Source organism: Parascardovia denticolens DSM 10105 = JCM 12538, from assembly GCF_001042675.1.
Lineage (GTDB): Bacteria > Actinomycetota > Actinomycetes > Actinomycetales > Bifidobacteriaceae > Scardovia > Scardovia denticolens.
Window position 1 is genome coordinate 1,593,665 of the sequence record NZ_AP012333.1, and the last position, 17,583, is coordinate 1,611,247.

Annotated in this window: 9 protein-coding genes; 1 reads left to right on the forward strand and 8 read right to left on the reverse strand. The window is 62.1% G+C overall.

The annotated features are described in order from the left end of the window. Positions 1 to 397 precede the first annotated feature (397 nt). Positions 398 to 1,204, forward strand: a complete 807-nt coding sequence (locus tag PSDT_RS08140; RefSeq protein WP_223293532.1) for an endonuclease III domain-containing protein — start codon at positions 398 to 400, stop codon at positions 1,202 to 1,204. Here the strand turns inward: PSDT_RS08140 and PSDT_RS06565 are convergent. From PSDT_RS06565 to rpoB, 8 genes are all read right to left on the reverse strand, one after another. Beyond that, a complete protein-coding gene (locus PSDT_RS06565) occupies positions 1,090 to 2,712 on the reverse strand; it encodes an RsmB/NOP family class I SAM-dependent RNA methyltransferase (RefSeq protein WP_006288715.1) in 1,623 nt (540 codons plus the stop codon). The genes PSDT_RS08140 and PSDT_RS06565 overlap by 115 nt on opposite strands. Next, on the reverse strand, positions 2,705 to 3,682 hold the full coding sequence (fmt, locus tag PSDT_RS06570; protein WP_006288714.1) for a methionyl-tRNA formyltransferase: 978 nt from the start codon (positions 3,680 to 3,682) through the stop codon (positions 2,705 to 2,707). Before fmt ends, PSDT_RS06565 begins: the two co-directional genes overlap by 8 nt. A 45-nt stretch (positions 3,683 to 3,727) precedes the next feature. Further along, positions 3,728 to 5,986, reverse strand: a complete 2,259-nt coding sequence (locus PSDT_RS06575; RefSeq protein ID WP_006288713.1) for a primosomal protein N' family DNA-binding protein — start codon at positions 5,984 to 5,986, stop codon at positions 3,728 to 3,730. Positions 5,987 to 6,081: 95 nt separating this feature from the next. Next, positions 6,082 to 7,353: a methionine adenosyltransferase gene (gene metK, locus PSDT_RS06580; RefSeq protein WP_006290133.1), complete on the reverse strand. Its 1,272-nt coding sequence runs from the start codon at positions 7,351 to 7,353 to the stop codon at positions 6,082 to 6,084. 157 nt (positions 7,354 to 7,510) lie between these two features. Beyond that, positions 7,511 to 7,801, reverse strand: a complete 291-nt coding sequence (gene rpoZ, locus PSDT_RS06585) for a DNA-directed RNA polymerase subunit omega (RefSeq protein WP_006288711.1) — start codon at positions 7,799 to 7,801, stop codon at positions 7,511 to 7,513. A gap of 200 nt (positions 7,802 to 8,001) precedes the next feature. After that, positions 8,002 to 8,862: an aldo/keto reductase gene (locus PSDT_RS06590; protein WP_006288710.1), complete on the reverse strand. Its 861-nt coding sequence runs from the start codon at positions 8,860 to 8,862 to the stop codon at positions 8,002 to 8,004. A 704-nt stretch (positions 8,863 to 9,566) separates the two neighbouring features. Further along, positions 9,567 to 13,709, reverse strand: a complete 4,143-nt coding sequence (locus tag PSDT_RS06595; protein WP_006288709.1) for a DNA-directed RNA polymerase subunit beta' — start codon at positions 13,707 to 13,709, stop codon at positions 9,567 to 9,569. A gap of 91 nt (positions 13,710 to 13,800) precedes the next feature. Further along, positions 13,801 to 17,352 (reverse strand): DNA-directed RNA polymerase subunit beta, encoded by a 3,552-nt coding sequence (gene rpoB / locus PSDT_RS06600; protein WP_169309818.1) that lies wholly within the window; start codon positions 17,350 to 17,352, stop codon positions 13,801 to 13,803. Positions 17,353 to 17,583: the final 231 nt, after the last annotated feature.

Consider the following 17,583-nt stretch of genomic DNA (forward strand, 5'->3'; position numbering starts at 1 on the left):
GGAGAGAAGGGGAGCAAGACCGGTCCTGACTGGCCGAGGTCAGCCCCTTCCCCAGGGGGATTCAGCTTCCTCCAAGCTCTTTCAGGAAACGCTCAGCGACACGCCGAACGAGCCTCCAGCCAGGCCGCTTTAAATAATAGATGTCAACGATAAGACCTCCCAACCAGTAGGAGGCCCCGATGACACAAGGCGAAGGCCTTGATAACTCAACCCTTATAACTGAACCTTTCTTCTCTCTCCTTCTCTCTAAAGCCCGGTACCCGCCGGGCTTTTTCTTTTGGTGGACGATTGGTAGTCGTTTGGCGGTCGATTGGTAGGTATGCGGCAAGCGTTTAGCTGGCATGCGGCAGGCATGTAGCTCAGCCTCGCGGGATCAGGCATGAGCTAAAGTGAAAACATGACAAGGCGCGGCGATGCACAGACCTTCCTTCCCGGGCGAGCGGTCTTCCAAGCTTTATACCAAGAACTCGGCCCCCAGGGATGGTGGCCGGCGCAAACCGGTTTCGAGATGATCATCGGGTCCGTCCTGGTCCAACATACCGCTTGGCGGAACGTGGAAACCTCCTTGCAAAACCTGGTCCAAGCCCAAGCCCTGACCCCGCGAAGCATCGCGGGCATGAAGCAAGAGGACCTGGTCTCCCTCATCCGGCCCAGCGGCTTCATGCAGGCCAAGGCCGGAACCTGCCAGGCCATCTCCCGTTGGCTGATGGACACGGGCTTGGATGAAAGCGTCATCTGGCCTGAAGACGGATCGCAGGCAGCCGGAGACCCGCAACCTCCTCTGCCTGATTTGCGGGAAAACCTCCTGTCCGTCAAAGGAATCGGACAAGAGACCGCCGATGTGATCCGCCTTTACGCCTTCCATCAGAAATGCTTCATTTGGGACGTCTATTCCCGCCGAATGATCGCCGCCCTTGGCCTGCCCGACTACCCCACCTATCAGGCGGCGAAGGACCATGAGGCCGCCTTCCTCGACATCTCCGAATTCACCCTGCCCGAATTGGGCGAATACCATGGGCTGATCGTGGAAGCGGGCAAGCGGAGCCGCGCCGCCGGCTCCTGGGAGTGGCTAACCCCGGTGAAGGCGGCTCAGACGGCCTTCCGCATCAGAGAGATGAACATCTGGTCAGTCCCGTGGACCTGCTCGAAAAGCTGCACATCGCCCGGGGCCGCAGGCAAAGGCGTCCCCGAGGGGAAAGCCTGACGGGCGTCCAAGCGGATGAGGTCTTGATGCCTGCCCAGGAAGGCGTCGACCACAAGCCGGGTCTCCTCCAAGACCGGCGAACACGTGACGTAGGCGAGGTAACCGCCGGGAGCCAGAGCCTCATAGGCGGAGTCCAAGAGCTGCCCTTGAAGAAGGCTGAGGGAGGCGATCTCCTCGGGCTTTTTGCGCCAGCGGGATTCGGGACGACGACGCAGGGACCCTAGGCCCGAGCAGGGGGCGTCCACCAGGATCCGATCAAAGGCTTGCGGATAAAGGTCTCCCAGCTGGCGGCCATCCTTTTCCTCCACCCCTTCGATGATGGACGGGGCAGCGCTGGAGGCCGGGGCCATGCCCGTGAAAGCGCATAGATTGTCCCTGACCAGATCGGCCCGGTGATGGGTCGGCTCGTTGGCCAAGAGGGTGGTGAGCCGGCCGGAATTCGAACGACTGAGGGCGCAGGCGGCCAGCAGGGCGGTTTTGCCACCGGGGCCCGCGCACATATCCAGCCAGCGTTCGGCTTGGCGAGAGGTCGTCAGATCGGACTGCGAGTCAGCCGGGAGGTCGACTGGAAAATCGGTCGGAAGGTCGGTCGGAAACCCGGCCGCTTTATCCACATCGGCCACGGCTAGGGCGGCCAACTGACTGCCTTCGTCCTCCACCCCGGCCAGCCCCTGCCGGACGGCCGGAATATCATGGGGATTCACCCCTTTGATCCGCAGCCCATAAGGAGAGAAAGAAGTCTCCCCCCAAACGATCCGGCCGGGAACAGCCTGTCCATCCGAACCAGCCCTGCCGGCGGAAATCCCTTCGAGCTGGGCTATCAGCTCCTCCCGTGAAATCAAACCTGGGCGGGCGCATAAGGTGACATCCGCCGGCTCATTATCGGCGGACAGAAGGGCGGCCAACTGGTCATCCGCCCTGTCTTCATAGGCGGCCGCCTCCCACGAACGGCGCAGCTGCCCGACGACCCAATTAGGATGGGAATAGCGGAGGGCCAAACGGGCGTCGGAATCGGCCTTGGGAATCCGAGAAGTGAGGACCGCCTCCCATTCCTGCCGGGACCTGGTCGCCACCTTCCGCAAGAGGGCGTTGACGAACCCAGCCGCCCTGGCATCCGAGCGACCGCCCCGGCGAAGCAGGCCGACCGTTTGGGAAACGGCGGCGTAATCCGGCGAGCCGAGGAAAAGAAGCTGATAAACACCCAGGCGGGCCGCATCCAAAACCGGGATCTCGATCCTTTTCAACGGCCGGAAGGACACGTCGGCGATCACCGCATCGAGGAAGCCCTGCCAGCGCAAAGTCCCGTAGACCATGTCGGTGACGGCGGCCCGGTCCCGCCCGCCCAGCTCGTCCGGGGAGAAGGAACTCAGCTCCTGGGGGACCAGCAGATTGGAGAAGGCCTGGTTCCGGTGGACGCGAATCAACGATTTCCAGGCGATGGAGCGCGGGGAAAGGTCTTTCTTGGCTTTTCCGGTTTTCCCGGCGTTTCCGATCCCGCCCTCAGTCACAGTAAGCCTTCGCGGACAGGCGGGCGCCGCGGGCCCAATCGGCGGCCTTCATCTGCTTTTTGCCTTGCGCCTTCACCTGGTCCAACTCCAAAGGATCCGTCAGGGTCCCCAGCCAGATGTGTTTCTTGGTCACCAGAAGACGGCCGGGTTTCAAAGCGCCGGCGGCAGGCTTGCCTGCAGTCTCGGATTTGTCCACGTGCGCCTGGGCGATGGTCAGTTTGATGGGGGCTGCCTTGTCGGAATCCTCCTGGGTATGCAGCTGGCACCAGGCCCCTGGCTCGGGCGTGCAGGCGCGGATCTGCCGATCCGCGGCGAAAGCGGGCACGGCGAAACGGATACGAGCGTCATCAGGATGAATCTTCGCCGCCATCTCGAAGCTACCGGCCGGCTGGGGGCGGAAGGCCAATCGACCGTCAGCTATCCCCTGCAGGACCGCGCACAAAAGATGGGCCCCGTCCTGCGACAGCCGGTCCAGAAGCTCTCCGGCCGTTTCATGAGGACCGATTTCCACGGTCGACTGGGCCACAATCGGCCCATCATCCAAGCCGGGACCGATCTTGAAAACGGTGACCCCGGTGATGGTCTCCCCCGCCCAAATCGCCCTCTGGACCGGGGCCGCGCCGCGATATTGCGGCAGGAGGGAGAAATGCAGGTTATACCAGCCCAGGGGAAGGGCGTCCAAGGCTTCCGGCTTGAGCAGGTTCCCGTAGGCGACCACGGCGGCCGCGTCCGGATGAAGGTCCTCCAGCGTCCGGAAGAACTCGGGCGAGGTGGGCTTGTCTTCGATGACGGGCAGGCCCGCCTGGATGGCAGCCTGTTTCACCGGGCTGGGAGTCAGCTTCCGGCCGCGGCCTTGCGGGGCGTCCGGCCGGGTGAGGACTCCGACCACTTCCAGCTTGCCGCCGGCCTGAATCAAGGCCTGCAAAGGTCCTACCGCCACTTGGGGGGTTCCTGCGAAAAGAATTCTCATAGCTCCTACTCTAGCGAAGCGAGCGAACGGCGTCTGACGGCGAGATCAGCTCAAGGATTTGGGGTTGATCTGGAAACGCAGCTCCCCTTTCACCCGCGACCGGGCGTGCTTGGCCGCGGCCGCGTGCAGCTGTTGAGCCAGGCGAAGGGTCCGCCCGACCGGGACCCGGACCACGGCTCGTACCCGGTCATTGCTGCCTTCCAGCTGGCGATCGATAATCGTGGCAGGCGGAGGCAGGGGAATCGGCCCCAAAACCGGGGGCTGATCCCCGGGCTGCAGGGGATCGAGGCCCAGCCCGTCCAGGACTTCTTCCACCACTTCGCGCCTTCCCCACACATGAGCGGCAGTCACCGCCGGGGGCATGGCGGTCTCTTGCCTCTCCCCCAGCTCTTGGGCGGCCAGGAAGGCCGGATTCCACGTCATGAGGGACTGGGCGATGGCCGGATCGCACTCCCCCAGCAAAAGCACCTGCCCTCCTTGCGCGTGCGGCAGGCATAGAGCGGCGGACCGCATCCAGGCGGTCAAAGTATCAAGGCGGGCGTCCATGCTGGAGGAATAGAGGCTGGTCCAGGTATCGACGATGGCCATGGCCCTGTAATGCGGGCTCTGCCCCTGTCCTTCCTGTCCCTCTCGCCTTTCTTGCCCTTCCTGCCTTTCCATCCGGGTCACAGGGGTGGAGACGATTTCCGGTTCCGCACCCGGAGTGGCGATGACCACTTGCGGCCGGTCCTCGATCATCGGCACGACCCCCCGGGGCTGGTGAGGGGTGGAAGTGACGATCCTCGTATGGGGGAAGAGGCCGAGGAGTTCTTGGGCGGTCCCCAAGGCCCCGACCCGGATGACCCTCATCCGCTCCCCCTTGCAATGAGGGCAGACCCAGGCGGTGGCCGCCTGGCCGCACCAGAGACACCGGGCGGCCTGACCTGAATCCGCAGGCTGCTTGAGCGGCCCGGAGCAGCGGGGGCAGCGGGCTTGCCGATGGCAGGAGGAACAAATCAAAGTCATGGACTGCCCATCGTAAGGGATGGAGATGAGCACCGGCCCCGATTCCAAGGCGTTGTTCAGGATCCTGACGGCCGTATGGGGAACCCGGGACCCGACGGTCGGGTCGGTCAAGTCCTCCAAGGCAGCCCGATTGAGGACCCTCACCCAGGGGGTCAGCTTTTTGACCACGGAATCAAGCCCATGCACGGCCACCACCGGCCCGCAATCGATGGCGGAAGGCAGACCTTCGACTTCCGCCTGGCTCTGGGGGCTGCGGGCGTGGGAGAGCATGACGGCGATCCCCTTATGGTTCCTGGCCCGGAGCAGCATGACGTCGCGCGCGTTGGGGTAAGGCATGAAGCCATCGGCGTTCTGGTAGGCGATGTCGTCCACGCAGACGAAGACAGCCGGCCCGGTCACCGGGGCGTACATGCTGGTCCGGGCCCCGATCACGCAGGTCACCTCCCCTCGGGCGATGGCCATGTAGGAACGGTACCTTTCCTCCGGGGTCTTCATCCCGGCCAGGACGCAGTAGTCCCCTTGCCAGACCCCCCGGCCGGAACGGACGGAATAAGGGCGCAAACCGGCCTTCTTCAGGCGCTGGTCCACCAAGCGGATATGGGCCGAGTCCGGCAGTTCCGCCACGATGGGGCGGCCGGCCGTCAGACTTTTCCCGATCAGCCAGACCAAGTCGTCCGCCCAAGTGGTGACGCCGGGCAAAGCATCCCAGACCACCTGGCCGGGGGTGGTGGCCTCCCAGAGGCGATTCACCTGGTCGATCGCCTCATAGGATGATTCGACCCGGTCGTTTTCCTGGTTGAAAGCGGCGGCCGCAGAAGAGTCGGCGGACCCGTTCCTCCCCCGGCGGTCTCGCCGACCGGGTCGGGGTTCTTTATCCACACGGGCGACTCGAGGGGGCAGAGCCAGCCGGATGATGTTGGCCCGGGTCCCCCCATAGAATTCCGCGATTTTCTCGATGTCCGACCGCATCTGCTCCGGCAGGGCGATCTGGTCCCCCAAGACCCGTTCCAGATAACGCAAGGAAGAGGCCGGGGTCTCGCTTTTCTCCGACCGGCCCCAGATGATCCCATTGACCAGCCGGCCGGCGAACCTCACCCTCACCTGGGCTCCGGGCAAGGCCCGGGCGGACTGCCTCTCCTCCACCAGATAATCGAAGGTCTGCCCCAGTTGGATGGCTTGGACGTCAATGACCACGTGGGCGACGGGAAGCCTCTCGGCCGGCTCTTTCACCCTGGCCGGGCTTTTCCGCTTGCGCGGGGCCAGCCCGTCAAGGGCCAGCTGCTCCCCTAAAATGACCATGGTCCCATCTTACCCAATCGCCCTCGAGAAGGCGGCGGCACGGGTATGAAGGCGAAGAAAGCCGCCGCGGCCGCCCTAGGAGGGGCAAGCGCATATCATCCGGCGATCAAGTCATGGACGGCGGAGCGCAGCTCCTCCACCCGGTTTGTCTCCTCCCAGGTGAAGTTCTGATCGCTGCGGCCGAAATGCCCATAAGCGGCCGTCTTGCTGTAAATGGGCCGCAAAAGGTCCAGCTGGTCGATGATGGCAGCCGGGCGCAGGTCGAAGACGGCTTCCACGGCCTGGGCCAGGGCGGCGTCCGTGACTCCGGCCTGGCGGGCGGCGAAGGCGAGGGTGCCGAAGGTGTCCACATTGATGGAGACGGGCTCGGCCACCCCGATGGCATAGGCGATCTGGACTTCCACCTTATGGGCGAAGCCGGCGGCCACCAGGTTCTTGGCCACCCAGCGGGCGGCGTAGGCGGCGGACCGGTCCACCTTGGAAGGGTCTTTGCCGGAGAAGGCGCCGCCCCCGTGATGGCCGAGGCCGCCATAGGTGTCGACGATGATCTTGCGCCCGGTCAAACCGGCGTCCGCGGCCGGCCCTCCAAGAACGAAGGACCCGGTGGGATTGACCAGGAAACGGTAGGAATCATGGTCCACCATATCCAGACGGGTTTCCGGGCTGTCCCCTCCCTCCTGGCCCAGGACCTGGGCGAGGACGGGATCGACCACGTTCTCGCGCAGCTGGTCGCGGAGCAGGGATTGGGAAATGCCAGGGTCGTGCTGGGTGGAGATGAGGATGGTGTCGATGCGGATCGGCCGGCCGTCGTCCCCGTATTCCACCGTCACCTGGGTCTTACCATCGGGCCGCAGATGAGGGACTACCCCGTTCTTACGCACCCAAGCCAAGCGCTCGGCCAGCCGATGGGCCAGCTCGATGGGCAAAGGCATGAAGACCTTGGTCTCGTCGCAGGCATACCCGAACATGATTCCTTGGTCGCCAGCCCCTTGGGAGGCGTAATGCTCCTCCTTGGTCGTGGCCGCGCGGCTGACCCCCGCGTTGATCTCCGGGCTCTGCTCGTCGATGGAGACCATGACCCCGGTGGAATCCGCATCCAGTCCCACTTCCGACGACGTATAGCCGATCCTCTTGAGGGTGTCGCGCACCACCTTGTTGATGTTCACATAGCCTTCCGAGGTCACTTCGCCGAAAACGAAGAACTGGCCGGTGGTGGCGCAGGTCTCCACAGCCACGTGCGAGGCCGGGTCCTGTTTGAGCAACTCGTCAAGGATGGCGTCGGAGATTTGGTCGCACACCTTGTCGGGATGCCCCTCGGTCACTGACTCTGACGTGATCAGTCTCGTGTTTTTCTTCGTCATGCTCATCCATCCTTATTCCTGTTGGCATCTTTCCGCCCGGGTCCCTGCTGGCACCTTGGCATCCGGCGATCTTGAAGACAGAAGGGCCCCGCACCCGGCAGGTACGGGGCCCTCGATGATGGGCCAAAGCCAGGCCCCGGCCGGTCGCGGTCTTGTTGACGACTTAGTTGAGCACGCCTTCGGTCAGGTCGTCCTCTCCCAAGGTCTCTTCCAGAAGGCCTTCGTTAATCTCGCGGAAGGCGATGGTCAAAGGCTTCTCCTGGTTCTTGTACTCGACCAGAGGGCCCACGTTCTGCAGAAGTCCCTCATTCAGCTGGGTGAAGTACGAGTTGATCTGGCGGGCGCGCTTGGCCGCGAACATGGCCAAAGCGTAACGGGACTGGGCATGCTTGTCCAGCTCATCGATAGGAGGATTCGCCAAACCTTCAGGCTGTGGAACTGTTCCTAATGCCATTTTTCTCCAATGCTGCTTGCGCTTATCTTTCATCGTGCTAAACGAGAATCCGAATCACCATCGGTCTGGCTACCACTCTAGTACTTACCAGACGATATTTCCAGCATTCACCGTCCCGGATCCGCCGGATGATGCAAACCTCCAGTATGATACCAGCCCGGCCGAATATTCCGAGTCCTTACGGGGAAGACGGCCGCCTTTCAGTCCTTCTTCTTCGCGGTGAAAAGGCCCAGCCTTTGGATGTTGGAGAACATCTTGGCATAGCCGAAGAGGGATTTGCCCGTGTCCAGGCTGGAAATCCGGTCCATGTCGTCCTCGGACAGGGCGAAATCCCAGATGTCCAGGTTCTGCTCCATCCGGTCGCGGTGGGTGGATTTCGGGATGACCACCAGCCCCCGCTGCGCCAGGAAACGCAAGGCCACCTGGGCGGCCGACTTGTCATAGGCCGTCCCGATCTCGGTTAAGAGAGGATGGGTGAACAAGTCGTTCTTCCCCTCGGCGAAAGGCCCCCAGGCCTCCCCCTGGATCCCATGATCCTTCATGACGGCCAGGAGGTCGTTCTGCTGGAAGAAGACGTGGTTTTCAATCTGGTTGACGGCCGGGACCACATTCGCCCTCGTGGCCAAGTCAATCAGCCGGTCGGCCTCCATGTTGGAGACGCCGATGGCCTTGACCAAGCCGTCCTTGTACAAATCCTCGAGCGCCCGGTAAGCCCAGAGGTAATTGCCCACCGCCTGGTGGATGAGAACCAGATCCAGGTAATCGGTCCGTAAAAGGCGTAAGGACCTTTTGACGCTTTCAATGGTCTTGTCGTACCCGAAATTGTTGATCCAGACCTTGGTGGTCAGGAAAATCTCCCGCCTGGGCAGGCCGGATTCCTCCAAGGCTTCCCCCACGGCCCGCTCGTTTCGGTAGAACTGGGCGGTGTCGATCAGACGGTAGCCGACCTCCAAGGCGTCGGTCACGGCTTGCTTGCATTCATCATGCCGGGGAATTTGAAACACGCCGAAGCCTTCCTGAGGCATGGAAATTCCGTTGTTAAGGGTGACCGAAGGAACCATGACCGTCCGCCTTTCTGCCTGTGCCCGCGCCCTTGCATGGACGGGCTTTTGTTTCCGGTATTTCCAGCCTAGTCGTTTCCCCTCCCTTTTTCACTTTGGGCTGGAATGGCCTTGGATGGGATGACTTTGGGATGGCCTTGGCATGAATTTAGGATGGGATGGTCGGAGGTCTTACCCCATCCCCAAAAATCATGAGGGCGTATACGAAACGAGGTTACAGAAAACAGGCCGCCATTTCCAACCTCGATTTTTTGTAACCTCGTTTCGTATACGCCTAGGGGAGGTAAGGCCTGGATTTGAGGTGTGAAATGGGGTGGGATGAGGGATGAGGTGATGAAATTGGGTGATGAAATGAGAAAGGGAGGGATTATGGATTGTGAGAGGAAATAAAGGGGATGGAAAATGATGAAATGAAAATATGGGAAATCAGGGAGGAAATATAGAGGGAAGAAAAATGGGAACACCCGCAAAACCATCAATCCCCTAAACCCATAAATAGGGGGGAAGCCAGCGCCCCTGAAGGCGCTGGCTTCCCTTAATTTTTTCCTCGGCCTGATCCAGACAAAAGCCTTGATCAAGCCGGCAACCTCACCAATCAGGCTGAGTAATCAGGCTAAGCAATCAGACTGGCCACTCAGGTTGAGCGGCCCAATCGGCGAGGTGATTAACCGGCTAACCGACTGGCCGACTAGGCGGCTGATTGGCTAGGCGGCCTGATTATCCTGACCGTCCTGACCGGCATCACCCTGCCCAGACTTGTCAGCATCGTCCTGCTGGCCGGAAGCGGAGGCGGACTGGTCGGAGTCGAAATCAGACAAGTCGCCGAAATCAGGCAACTCCGTATTGTTCGGAGTCCCGTCGATTCCACCCAAGTCATTGAGGAAGTCATCAGGGTTGAAGTCATCCTCGATGTGCAGCTGGTTGAAATCAAGCTGGTTGAAGTCGATATCGCCATCGGCCGCCTCGTCGGAGACTTCCAGCTCCTTAGGCTCCTCGCCCAAGCCGAAGCTGGGGTAAATGGTGTCGCGGATGGTCTTGTCGGGCTCGACCTTGGCGTTGCGATACCGGGCCAAGCCGGTGCCGGCGGGGATGAACTTACCGATGATGACGTTCTCCTTGAGGCCCTTGAGGTCATCCACCTTCTGCTGGATGGCGGCTTCGGTGAGCACGCGGGTGGTCTCCTGGAAGGAGGCCGCGGACAGCCAGGATTCAGTCGCCAAAGAGGCCTTGGTGATGCCCATCAGCTCGGGACGGCCATCGGCCGGCTGCCCGCCTTCAGCGGCGATCCTCTTGTTGGTCTCGCGCAGGATCTGACGATCCACCAGCTCGCCTTCCAGATACTTGCTGTCTCCAGGAGAGGTGATCACGGCGCGGCGCAGCATCTGGTGGACGATCACCTCGATGTGCTTGTCATGGATATCCACGCCCTGGGAACGGTAGACATCGTGAACGCCGTCCACGATGGACACCTGGGCGGCGCGGGGGCCCAGCACTTCCAGGATGCGCTTGGGATCCACGGAGCCTTCGATCAGGGCGGTCCCGGCGGCGATGTGCTCCCCGTCCTTGACCAGGAGGGGCACGCGGCGGGTCACCTTGTACTCGTAGCTTTCGTCGCTGTCATCGGAGGAAACGGTGATGGTACGGCCGCGGTCGCTGTCTTCGATATGAACGGTACCGTCGATATCGCTGATGGGAGCCTCGCCCTTGGGGGTGCGGGCTTCGAAAAGCTCGGCCACACGGGGAAGACCCTGGGTGATATCGGAAGCCGAAGCCACGCCGCCGGAGTGGAAGGACCGCAGGGTCAGCTGGGTGCCAGGCTCACCGATGGACTGGGCGGCCACGATGCCGACGGCCTCGCCCACGTCCACCAGACGGTTGGTGGCCAGGGACCAGCCATAGCACTTGGCGCACACTCCCCGCTTGGATTCGCAGGTGAGGACGGAACGGGCGCGCACGGAGGTGACCCCATGGGCCACCAGGTCGCGCAGCACATCCATGTCCAGGGCCTGATCGCGGCGGTAAAGGACGGTCTTGCCGTCGGCCGGATCGACCACGTCGGCGGCCAGCAGACGGGAGTAAGGGCCGCCGTCGGCGTTCTTGACCAGCCGCAGGTCGCCGTTCTCGTCGGGCTCGGCCACCACGACCTTGAGGCCGTGCTTGGTGCCGCAGTCCTCTTCTCGGACGATCACGTCCTGGGAGACGTCCACCAGACGTCGGGTCAGGTAACCGGACTCTGCGGTACGCAGAGCGGTATCGGCCAGACCTTTGCGGGCCCCGTGCTGGGAGATGAAGTACTCAAGCACGGACAGGCCGTCGCGGTAGTTGGACTTGACCGGTCGAGGAATGATCTCGCCTCGGGGGTTGGCCACCAGGCCTCGCATACCGGCGATCTGACGGATCTGCATCCAGTTTCCACGGGCTCCGGACTGAACCATGATGTTCACGTTGTTGTCCTCGTAGAAGTTCCCCTGCATGGCGTCAGCCACCTTGTCGGTGCATTCGGTCCAGAGGTTGATCAGCTCCTGGCGGCGCTCCTCTTCGGTCAGCAGACCCATGGCGTACTGGTCGTTCACCTTGTCGGCCTGCTTCTCGTAGTCGGCCACGATCTGCTTGTGCTCGGCCGGGGCCACGATGTCGGAGAAGGCGATGGTCACGCCGGCCCAGGGGGCGCGGGTGAAGCCCAGATCCTTCAAGGCGTCCAGGGTGGCGGCCACCTGCTCGGTCGGATAGCGGGAGGCGATGTCATCGACGATGCCGGACAGCTTGCCCTTGGGGACCTGTTCGTTGATGAAGGGGTAATCCACGGGCAGGGTCTCGTTGAAGAGCATGCGGCCGAAAGTGGTGGAGAAGAGGATGCTGCCGTCGGCCAGACGCTCCTCCTTGACCACTGGGTCTTCGCCTGGACGAGGGTCCAGGACTTCCACTTCGCCCGGTTCCCAATCCTTGGGCAGGACGAAGTCGGAAGGCATACGCAGGAGAATCCGGGTCTGCATGTCGATCTCGTGCAGGTCCAAAGCCATGCGGGCCTCTTCCATGGAGTTGAAGATCCGGCCCTGGCCCTTGGCCCCCTTCTTCTCAGTGCTCAAATAATAGAGACCGAGGATCATGTCCTGCGAAGGCATGGTCACGGCATGGCCGTCGGCGGGCTTGAGGATGTTGTCGGACCCCAGCATGAGGGTGCGGGCTTCGGCCTGGGCCTCGGCTCCCAAAGGCAGATGGACCGCCATCTGATCGCCATCGAAGTCGGCGTTGAAAGCGGCGCAGGCCAGAGGAGGCAAATGGATGGCCTTGCCTTCGACCAGGATGGGCTCGAAGGCCTGGATGCCCAGACGATGGAGGGTGGGGGCTCGGTTGAGCAGGACGGGGTGGTTGGCGATGACCTCTTCCAGGACATCCCAGACCACGGAGTCCCCCCTATCGACCAGACGCTTAGCGGACTTCATGTTCTGCGCGTACTGCTGCTCGACCAGACGCTTGATGACGAAGGGCTTGAAAAGCTCCAAAGCCATGGACTTGGGCAGACCGCACTGGTGCATGCGCAGGCTGGGGCCGACCACGATGACGGAACGGCCGGAGTAATCCACGCGCTTACCCAGCAGATTCTGGCGGAAGCGGCCCTGCTTGCCCTTGAGCATGTCGGACAGGCTCTTCAGGGGGCGGTTGGAGGCCCCGGTGACGGCCCGGCCACGACGGCCGTTGTCGAAGAGGGAGTCCACGGCTTCCTGGAGCATGCGCTTCTCGTTGTTGAGCATGATCTCCGGGGCGTGCAGCTCGATCAGGCGCTTGAGGCGGTTGTTGCGGTTGATCACGCGGCGGTAAAGGTCGTTCAGGTCGGAGGTGGCGAAACGGCCACCGTCCAGCTGGACCATGGGGCGCAGGTCGGGCGGGATCACGGGGATCACATCCAGGACCATGTTGGCCGGGGACTTGCCGGTGTTGATGAAGGCCATGATGACCTTGAGGCGCTTGAGGGCCCGGGCCTTGCGTTGGCCGTTGCCCTTTTCCACGTCCTCGCGCAGCTGCTCGGCGGCGGCCTGCAGATCGAAGTCCTGGAGGCGCTTCTTGATGGCCTCGGCTCCCATGCTTCCTTCGAAGTAGTCGCCGTAGCTGTCCTTCATCTCGCGCCAGAGGTCGACGTCGCCTTCCATGTCGCCGGGCTTCAGGCTCTGGAAACGGTCCCAGACCGCTTGGGAACGGGCGATTTCGTTGTCGTAACGCAGGCGGATGGCCTTGAGATCGCGCTCGGCCGAAGCGCGCAGCTTGGCCTTGGCCTTGGGATCGGCCTCGTCGGCCTCCAAAGCGGCCAGGTCCTCCTCGATCTTCTTGGCCCGGGCCTCAAGCTCGTTGTCACGACGGTTGGTCAGACGCTCGATCTTGGAATCCAGCTCGGCCTGCAGGTCGGGCAGGTCCTCCTGGCGCTGCTTCTCATCCACGGAAGTGACCATGTAAGCGGCGAAGTAGATGACCTTCTCCAGGTCCTTGGGGGAGATGTCCAGCAGGTATCCCAGGCGGGAAGGGGTCCCCTTGAAGAACCAGATATGGGTGACGGGGGCGGCCAGCTCGATGTGGCCCATACGTTCGCGGCGCACGCGGGAACGGGTGACTTCCACCCCGCAGCGTTCGCAGACGATGCCCTTGAAGCGCACGCGCTTGTACTTGCCGCAGGCGCATTCCCAGTCGCGGGTGGGTCCGAAGATCTGCTCGCCGAAAAGTCCGTCTTTCTCGGGCTTCAAGGTTCGGTAATTGATGGTCTCTGGCTTCTTGACTTCCCCGTGGCTCCAGCTGCGGATGTCGTCAGCGCTCGCGAGACCGATACGTACAGTATCAAATGCATTAACGTCCAGCACTCTATGTCCTGTCTGTTGAAGTTTCTTTCTTACGATTTCTTATGGTCATGATGGCTTGATGCCATGCAGGCTTGATGGATCGGTCGGGGCCTTAAAAACTCGCGTTTTCAGAGGTGTCGATCGGTTCCACCGTGTCGTTGGCGGCCATGGAGGCGTCGGGGCGGGCCCCGATGTTGAAGCCGAGCTCATCGGTCTGGGATTGGGGATCGTCATCCTCTTCCTTCATATCGATGGCCTGGCCTTCAGCGTTGAGCACTTCCACGTTCAGGGCCAGAGACTGCATTTCCTTCAAAAGCACCTTGAATGACTCAGGGATGCCGGCCGGAGGAAGGTTATCGCCTTTGACGATGGCTCCATAGGCGCGCACGCGACCGTCCACGTCGTCGGACTTGATGGTCATCATCTCGTGGAGGGTGTAGGCGGCGCCGTAAGCTTCCAGGGCCCACACCTCCATCTCGCCGAATCGCTGACCACCGAACTGGGCTTTACCGCCCAAAGGCTGCTGGGTGATCATGGAGTAAGGACCGGTGGAGCGGGCGTGGATCTTGTCGTCCACCAGGTGATGGAGCTTGAGCATATACATGTAGCCCACGGAAATCGGCTTGGGGAAGGGTTCTCCGGTACGGCCGTCGAAAAGCTGTGCCTTGCCGTCGTCGCCGACCAGGTAGTTGCCGTCGCGATCAGGCAGGGTGGTGTGCAGGAGGCCATGCATGGCGTCGGTCCGCACGCCGTCGAAGACCGGGGTGGCTACATGGCTGCCCGCCTCGCCCTTTTCGGCTCCGGCGGGGATGTGCTTCTTCCACTCGGCTTCCAGATCGGGGTCGATGCTGATGTCCCAACCGGAATGAGCGATCCAGCCCAAATGAAGCTCCAGGACCTGGCCCAGGTTCATACGGGAAGGCACTCCCAAGGGGTTGAGCATGATGTCGATCGGAGTGCCGTCGGCCAGGAAGGGCATGTCTTCTTCCGGCAGGATCCGGGAGATGACGCCCTTGTTACCGTGGCGGCCGGAGAGCTTGTCGCCCTGGGTGATCTTACGATGCTGGGCGATGTAGACGCGGATCACCTGGTTGACGCCGGTGGGCAGCTCATCGCCTTCGTCCTCGGCCTGTTCCTTGGTCATGGACTTGATGGAGATGACGGTGCCACGCTCGCCATGAGGCACGCGCAGGGAGGTGTCGCGCACTTCGCGACTCTTGGCCCCGAAGATGGCGCGCAGCAGACGCTCTTCCGGAGTCAGCTCGGTCTCGCCCTTCGGAGTGACCTTGCCGACCAGGATGTCACCGGCTTCCACTTCCGCGCCGACGCGGATGATGCCGTTTTCGTCCAAGTTGGCCACGGCGTCATCGGAGACGTTGGGCAGGTCGCGGGTGATTTCCTCCGCGCCCAGCTTGGTCTCGCGGGCGTCGATCTCGAACTCCTCAATATGGATGGAGCTCAGGGTGTCATCGCGGACAAGGCGCTGGGAGATGATGACGGCGTCTTCGTAGTTGTAGCCGTTCCAAGGCATGAAGGCGACCAAGAGGTTCTTGCCCAAGGCCATCTCGCCCTCCTCGGTGGCGGGGCCATCGGCCAGGACGGAACCGGTTTCCACCCGTTCGCCCTTCTTGACGACCGGCACCTGGTTGTAGCAGGTCATCTGGTTGGAACGCTGGAACTTAGTCAGCTTGTAGGAGTTGCTGCTGCCGTCGTCGTTCATGGTGCGAATCAGGTCGGCGGAGACGTAGGTGACCACGCCATCCTTCTCAGCCAGGACCACGTCGCCGGAATCGACGGCCGCGGCCCATTCGCCGCCGGTCCCCACCAAGGGGCGCTCGGAACGGATCAGGGGGACGGCCTGACGCTGCATGTTGGCGCCCATCAGGGCTCGGTGGCCTTCGTCATGCTCCAGGAAGGGGATGAGGGAGGAACCGATGGAGACCATCTGGCGGGGAGAGACATCCATGTAATCCACGTCGGCCACGGGTACATCCTCCGCTTCCGCCTCGTCATCCCTGACCAAGGCGGACTTGGTGAGGAAGTGGCCTTCGGCGTCCAGCTCCTGGTTGGCCTGGGCGATCACGTGACCGTGTTCCTGATCGGCGGTCATGTAGACCACGTCGTTGGTCACCTGGTCCTCGACCACCTTGCGGTAAGGGGTCTCGATGAAACCGAAGGGGTTGATGCGGGCGAAGGTTGACAGGCAGCCGATCAGACCGATGTTGGGACCTTCAGGGGATTCGATCGGGCACATACGTCCGAAGTGGGAGGGGTGCACGTCTCGCACTTCCATGGAAGCGCGGTCGCGGGAAAGGCCGCCTGGGCCCAGGGCGGACAGACGACGCTTGTTGGTCACGGAGGCCAGCGGGTTGTTCTGATCCAGGAACTGCGAGAGCTGGGAGGTTCCGAAGAACTCCTTGATGGTGGCCGCCACCGGGCGGATATTCAGCAGGGACTGAGGGGTGATGGCCTCGGGATCCTGGGTGGTCATGCGTTCACGGGCCACACGTTCCATCCGGGACAGACCGGTGCGCAGCTGGGTCTGGATGAGCTCGCCCACCTGACGGATGCGCCGGTTGCCGAAGTTGTCGATATCGTCGGTATCGACGGGCAGGTCCACTTCCTGGCCGTCGCGCTGGCCCTTGAAGCTGGTCTTGCCATCGTGCAGGGTGACCAGGTACTTCATGGTGGACAGGATGTCCTCCCGAGTCAGGCTGCGGTTCTGGTAGTCGGTGTCCAGGCCAAGCTTGCGGTTGATCTTGTAACGGCCGACGCGGGCCAGATCGTAACGCTTGGTGTTGAAGTAGAAGGACTCAAGCAGGTTGCGGCCGGCCTCGGGGGTGGCGGTGTCGCCAGGGCGGATCCGGCGGTAGAGCTCGATCAAGGCCTGATCCTGGCTGATTTCAGGCTCCTTGTTCAGGGCCTCCATGACCAGGGGATAGTCTTTGAATTCGTTGGCGATCTCCTCGCGGGACATGCCGATGGCTTGCAGGAAGACGATGGCGGACTGCTTGCGCTTGCGGTCGATGCGGACGCCCAAGACGTCACGCTTGTCGATTTCCAGCTCCAGCCAGGCTCCGCGGGAGGGGATAATCTTGGCGTCGTAGACGTCCTTATCGGACGTCCGGTCGGAGGTGCGGCCGAAATAGACGCCGGGGGAACGCACCAACTGGGAGACGATCACACGCTCGGTGCCGCCGATGATGAAGGTGCCATGTTTGGTCATCAGGGGGAAGTCCCCCATGAAGACGGTCTGGGACTTGATCTCGCCCGTGTCATAATTGGTGAACTCGGCGTTCACGTACAGAGGGGCGGAGTAAGTCTGGTCCTTATCGCGGCACTCCTGCACGGTATGGCGGGACTCCTCGAAATAAGGGTCGGAGAAGGTCAGGGACATGGTCTGGGCGAAGTTCTCGATGGGGGAGATCTCATCGAAGACCTCCTGCAGACCGGAGGTGTGATCCACGGTATAGGCGCCGTTCTTCTCATCCTCCGCCACGCGCTGGGCCCAGCGGTCATTGCCGATCAACCAATCGAAGCTGTTCGTCTGCACGCCCAAAAGATCGGGCACGGAGATAGGCTCACGAATGGATCCGAAATTGATGCGGTCACTTGCTTTACGAAGCTCAATGTCATGCTCGTCAGCGCGGGCGTAAGGAGCCATTGTGCTTTCTTGTTCTTTCGCAGCCAAAGATATTCCTATCGTTTACTGTATGGTTCTTGAAACTACTTGCAAACGCAGGCGATGTGCCGCTATATACATCATCGCGGGCGTCAGGGAGAGTGCCCGCTATATGACACTACTCAAAACTCCAACAGTCTAACGCCTGGCAGAGACATCCCAAGCCTGCAGCAAAACCGAAGAGGAACGTGGCATGGGTCGGCGGCCATGGCC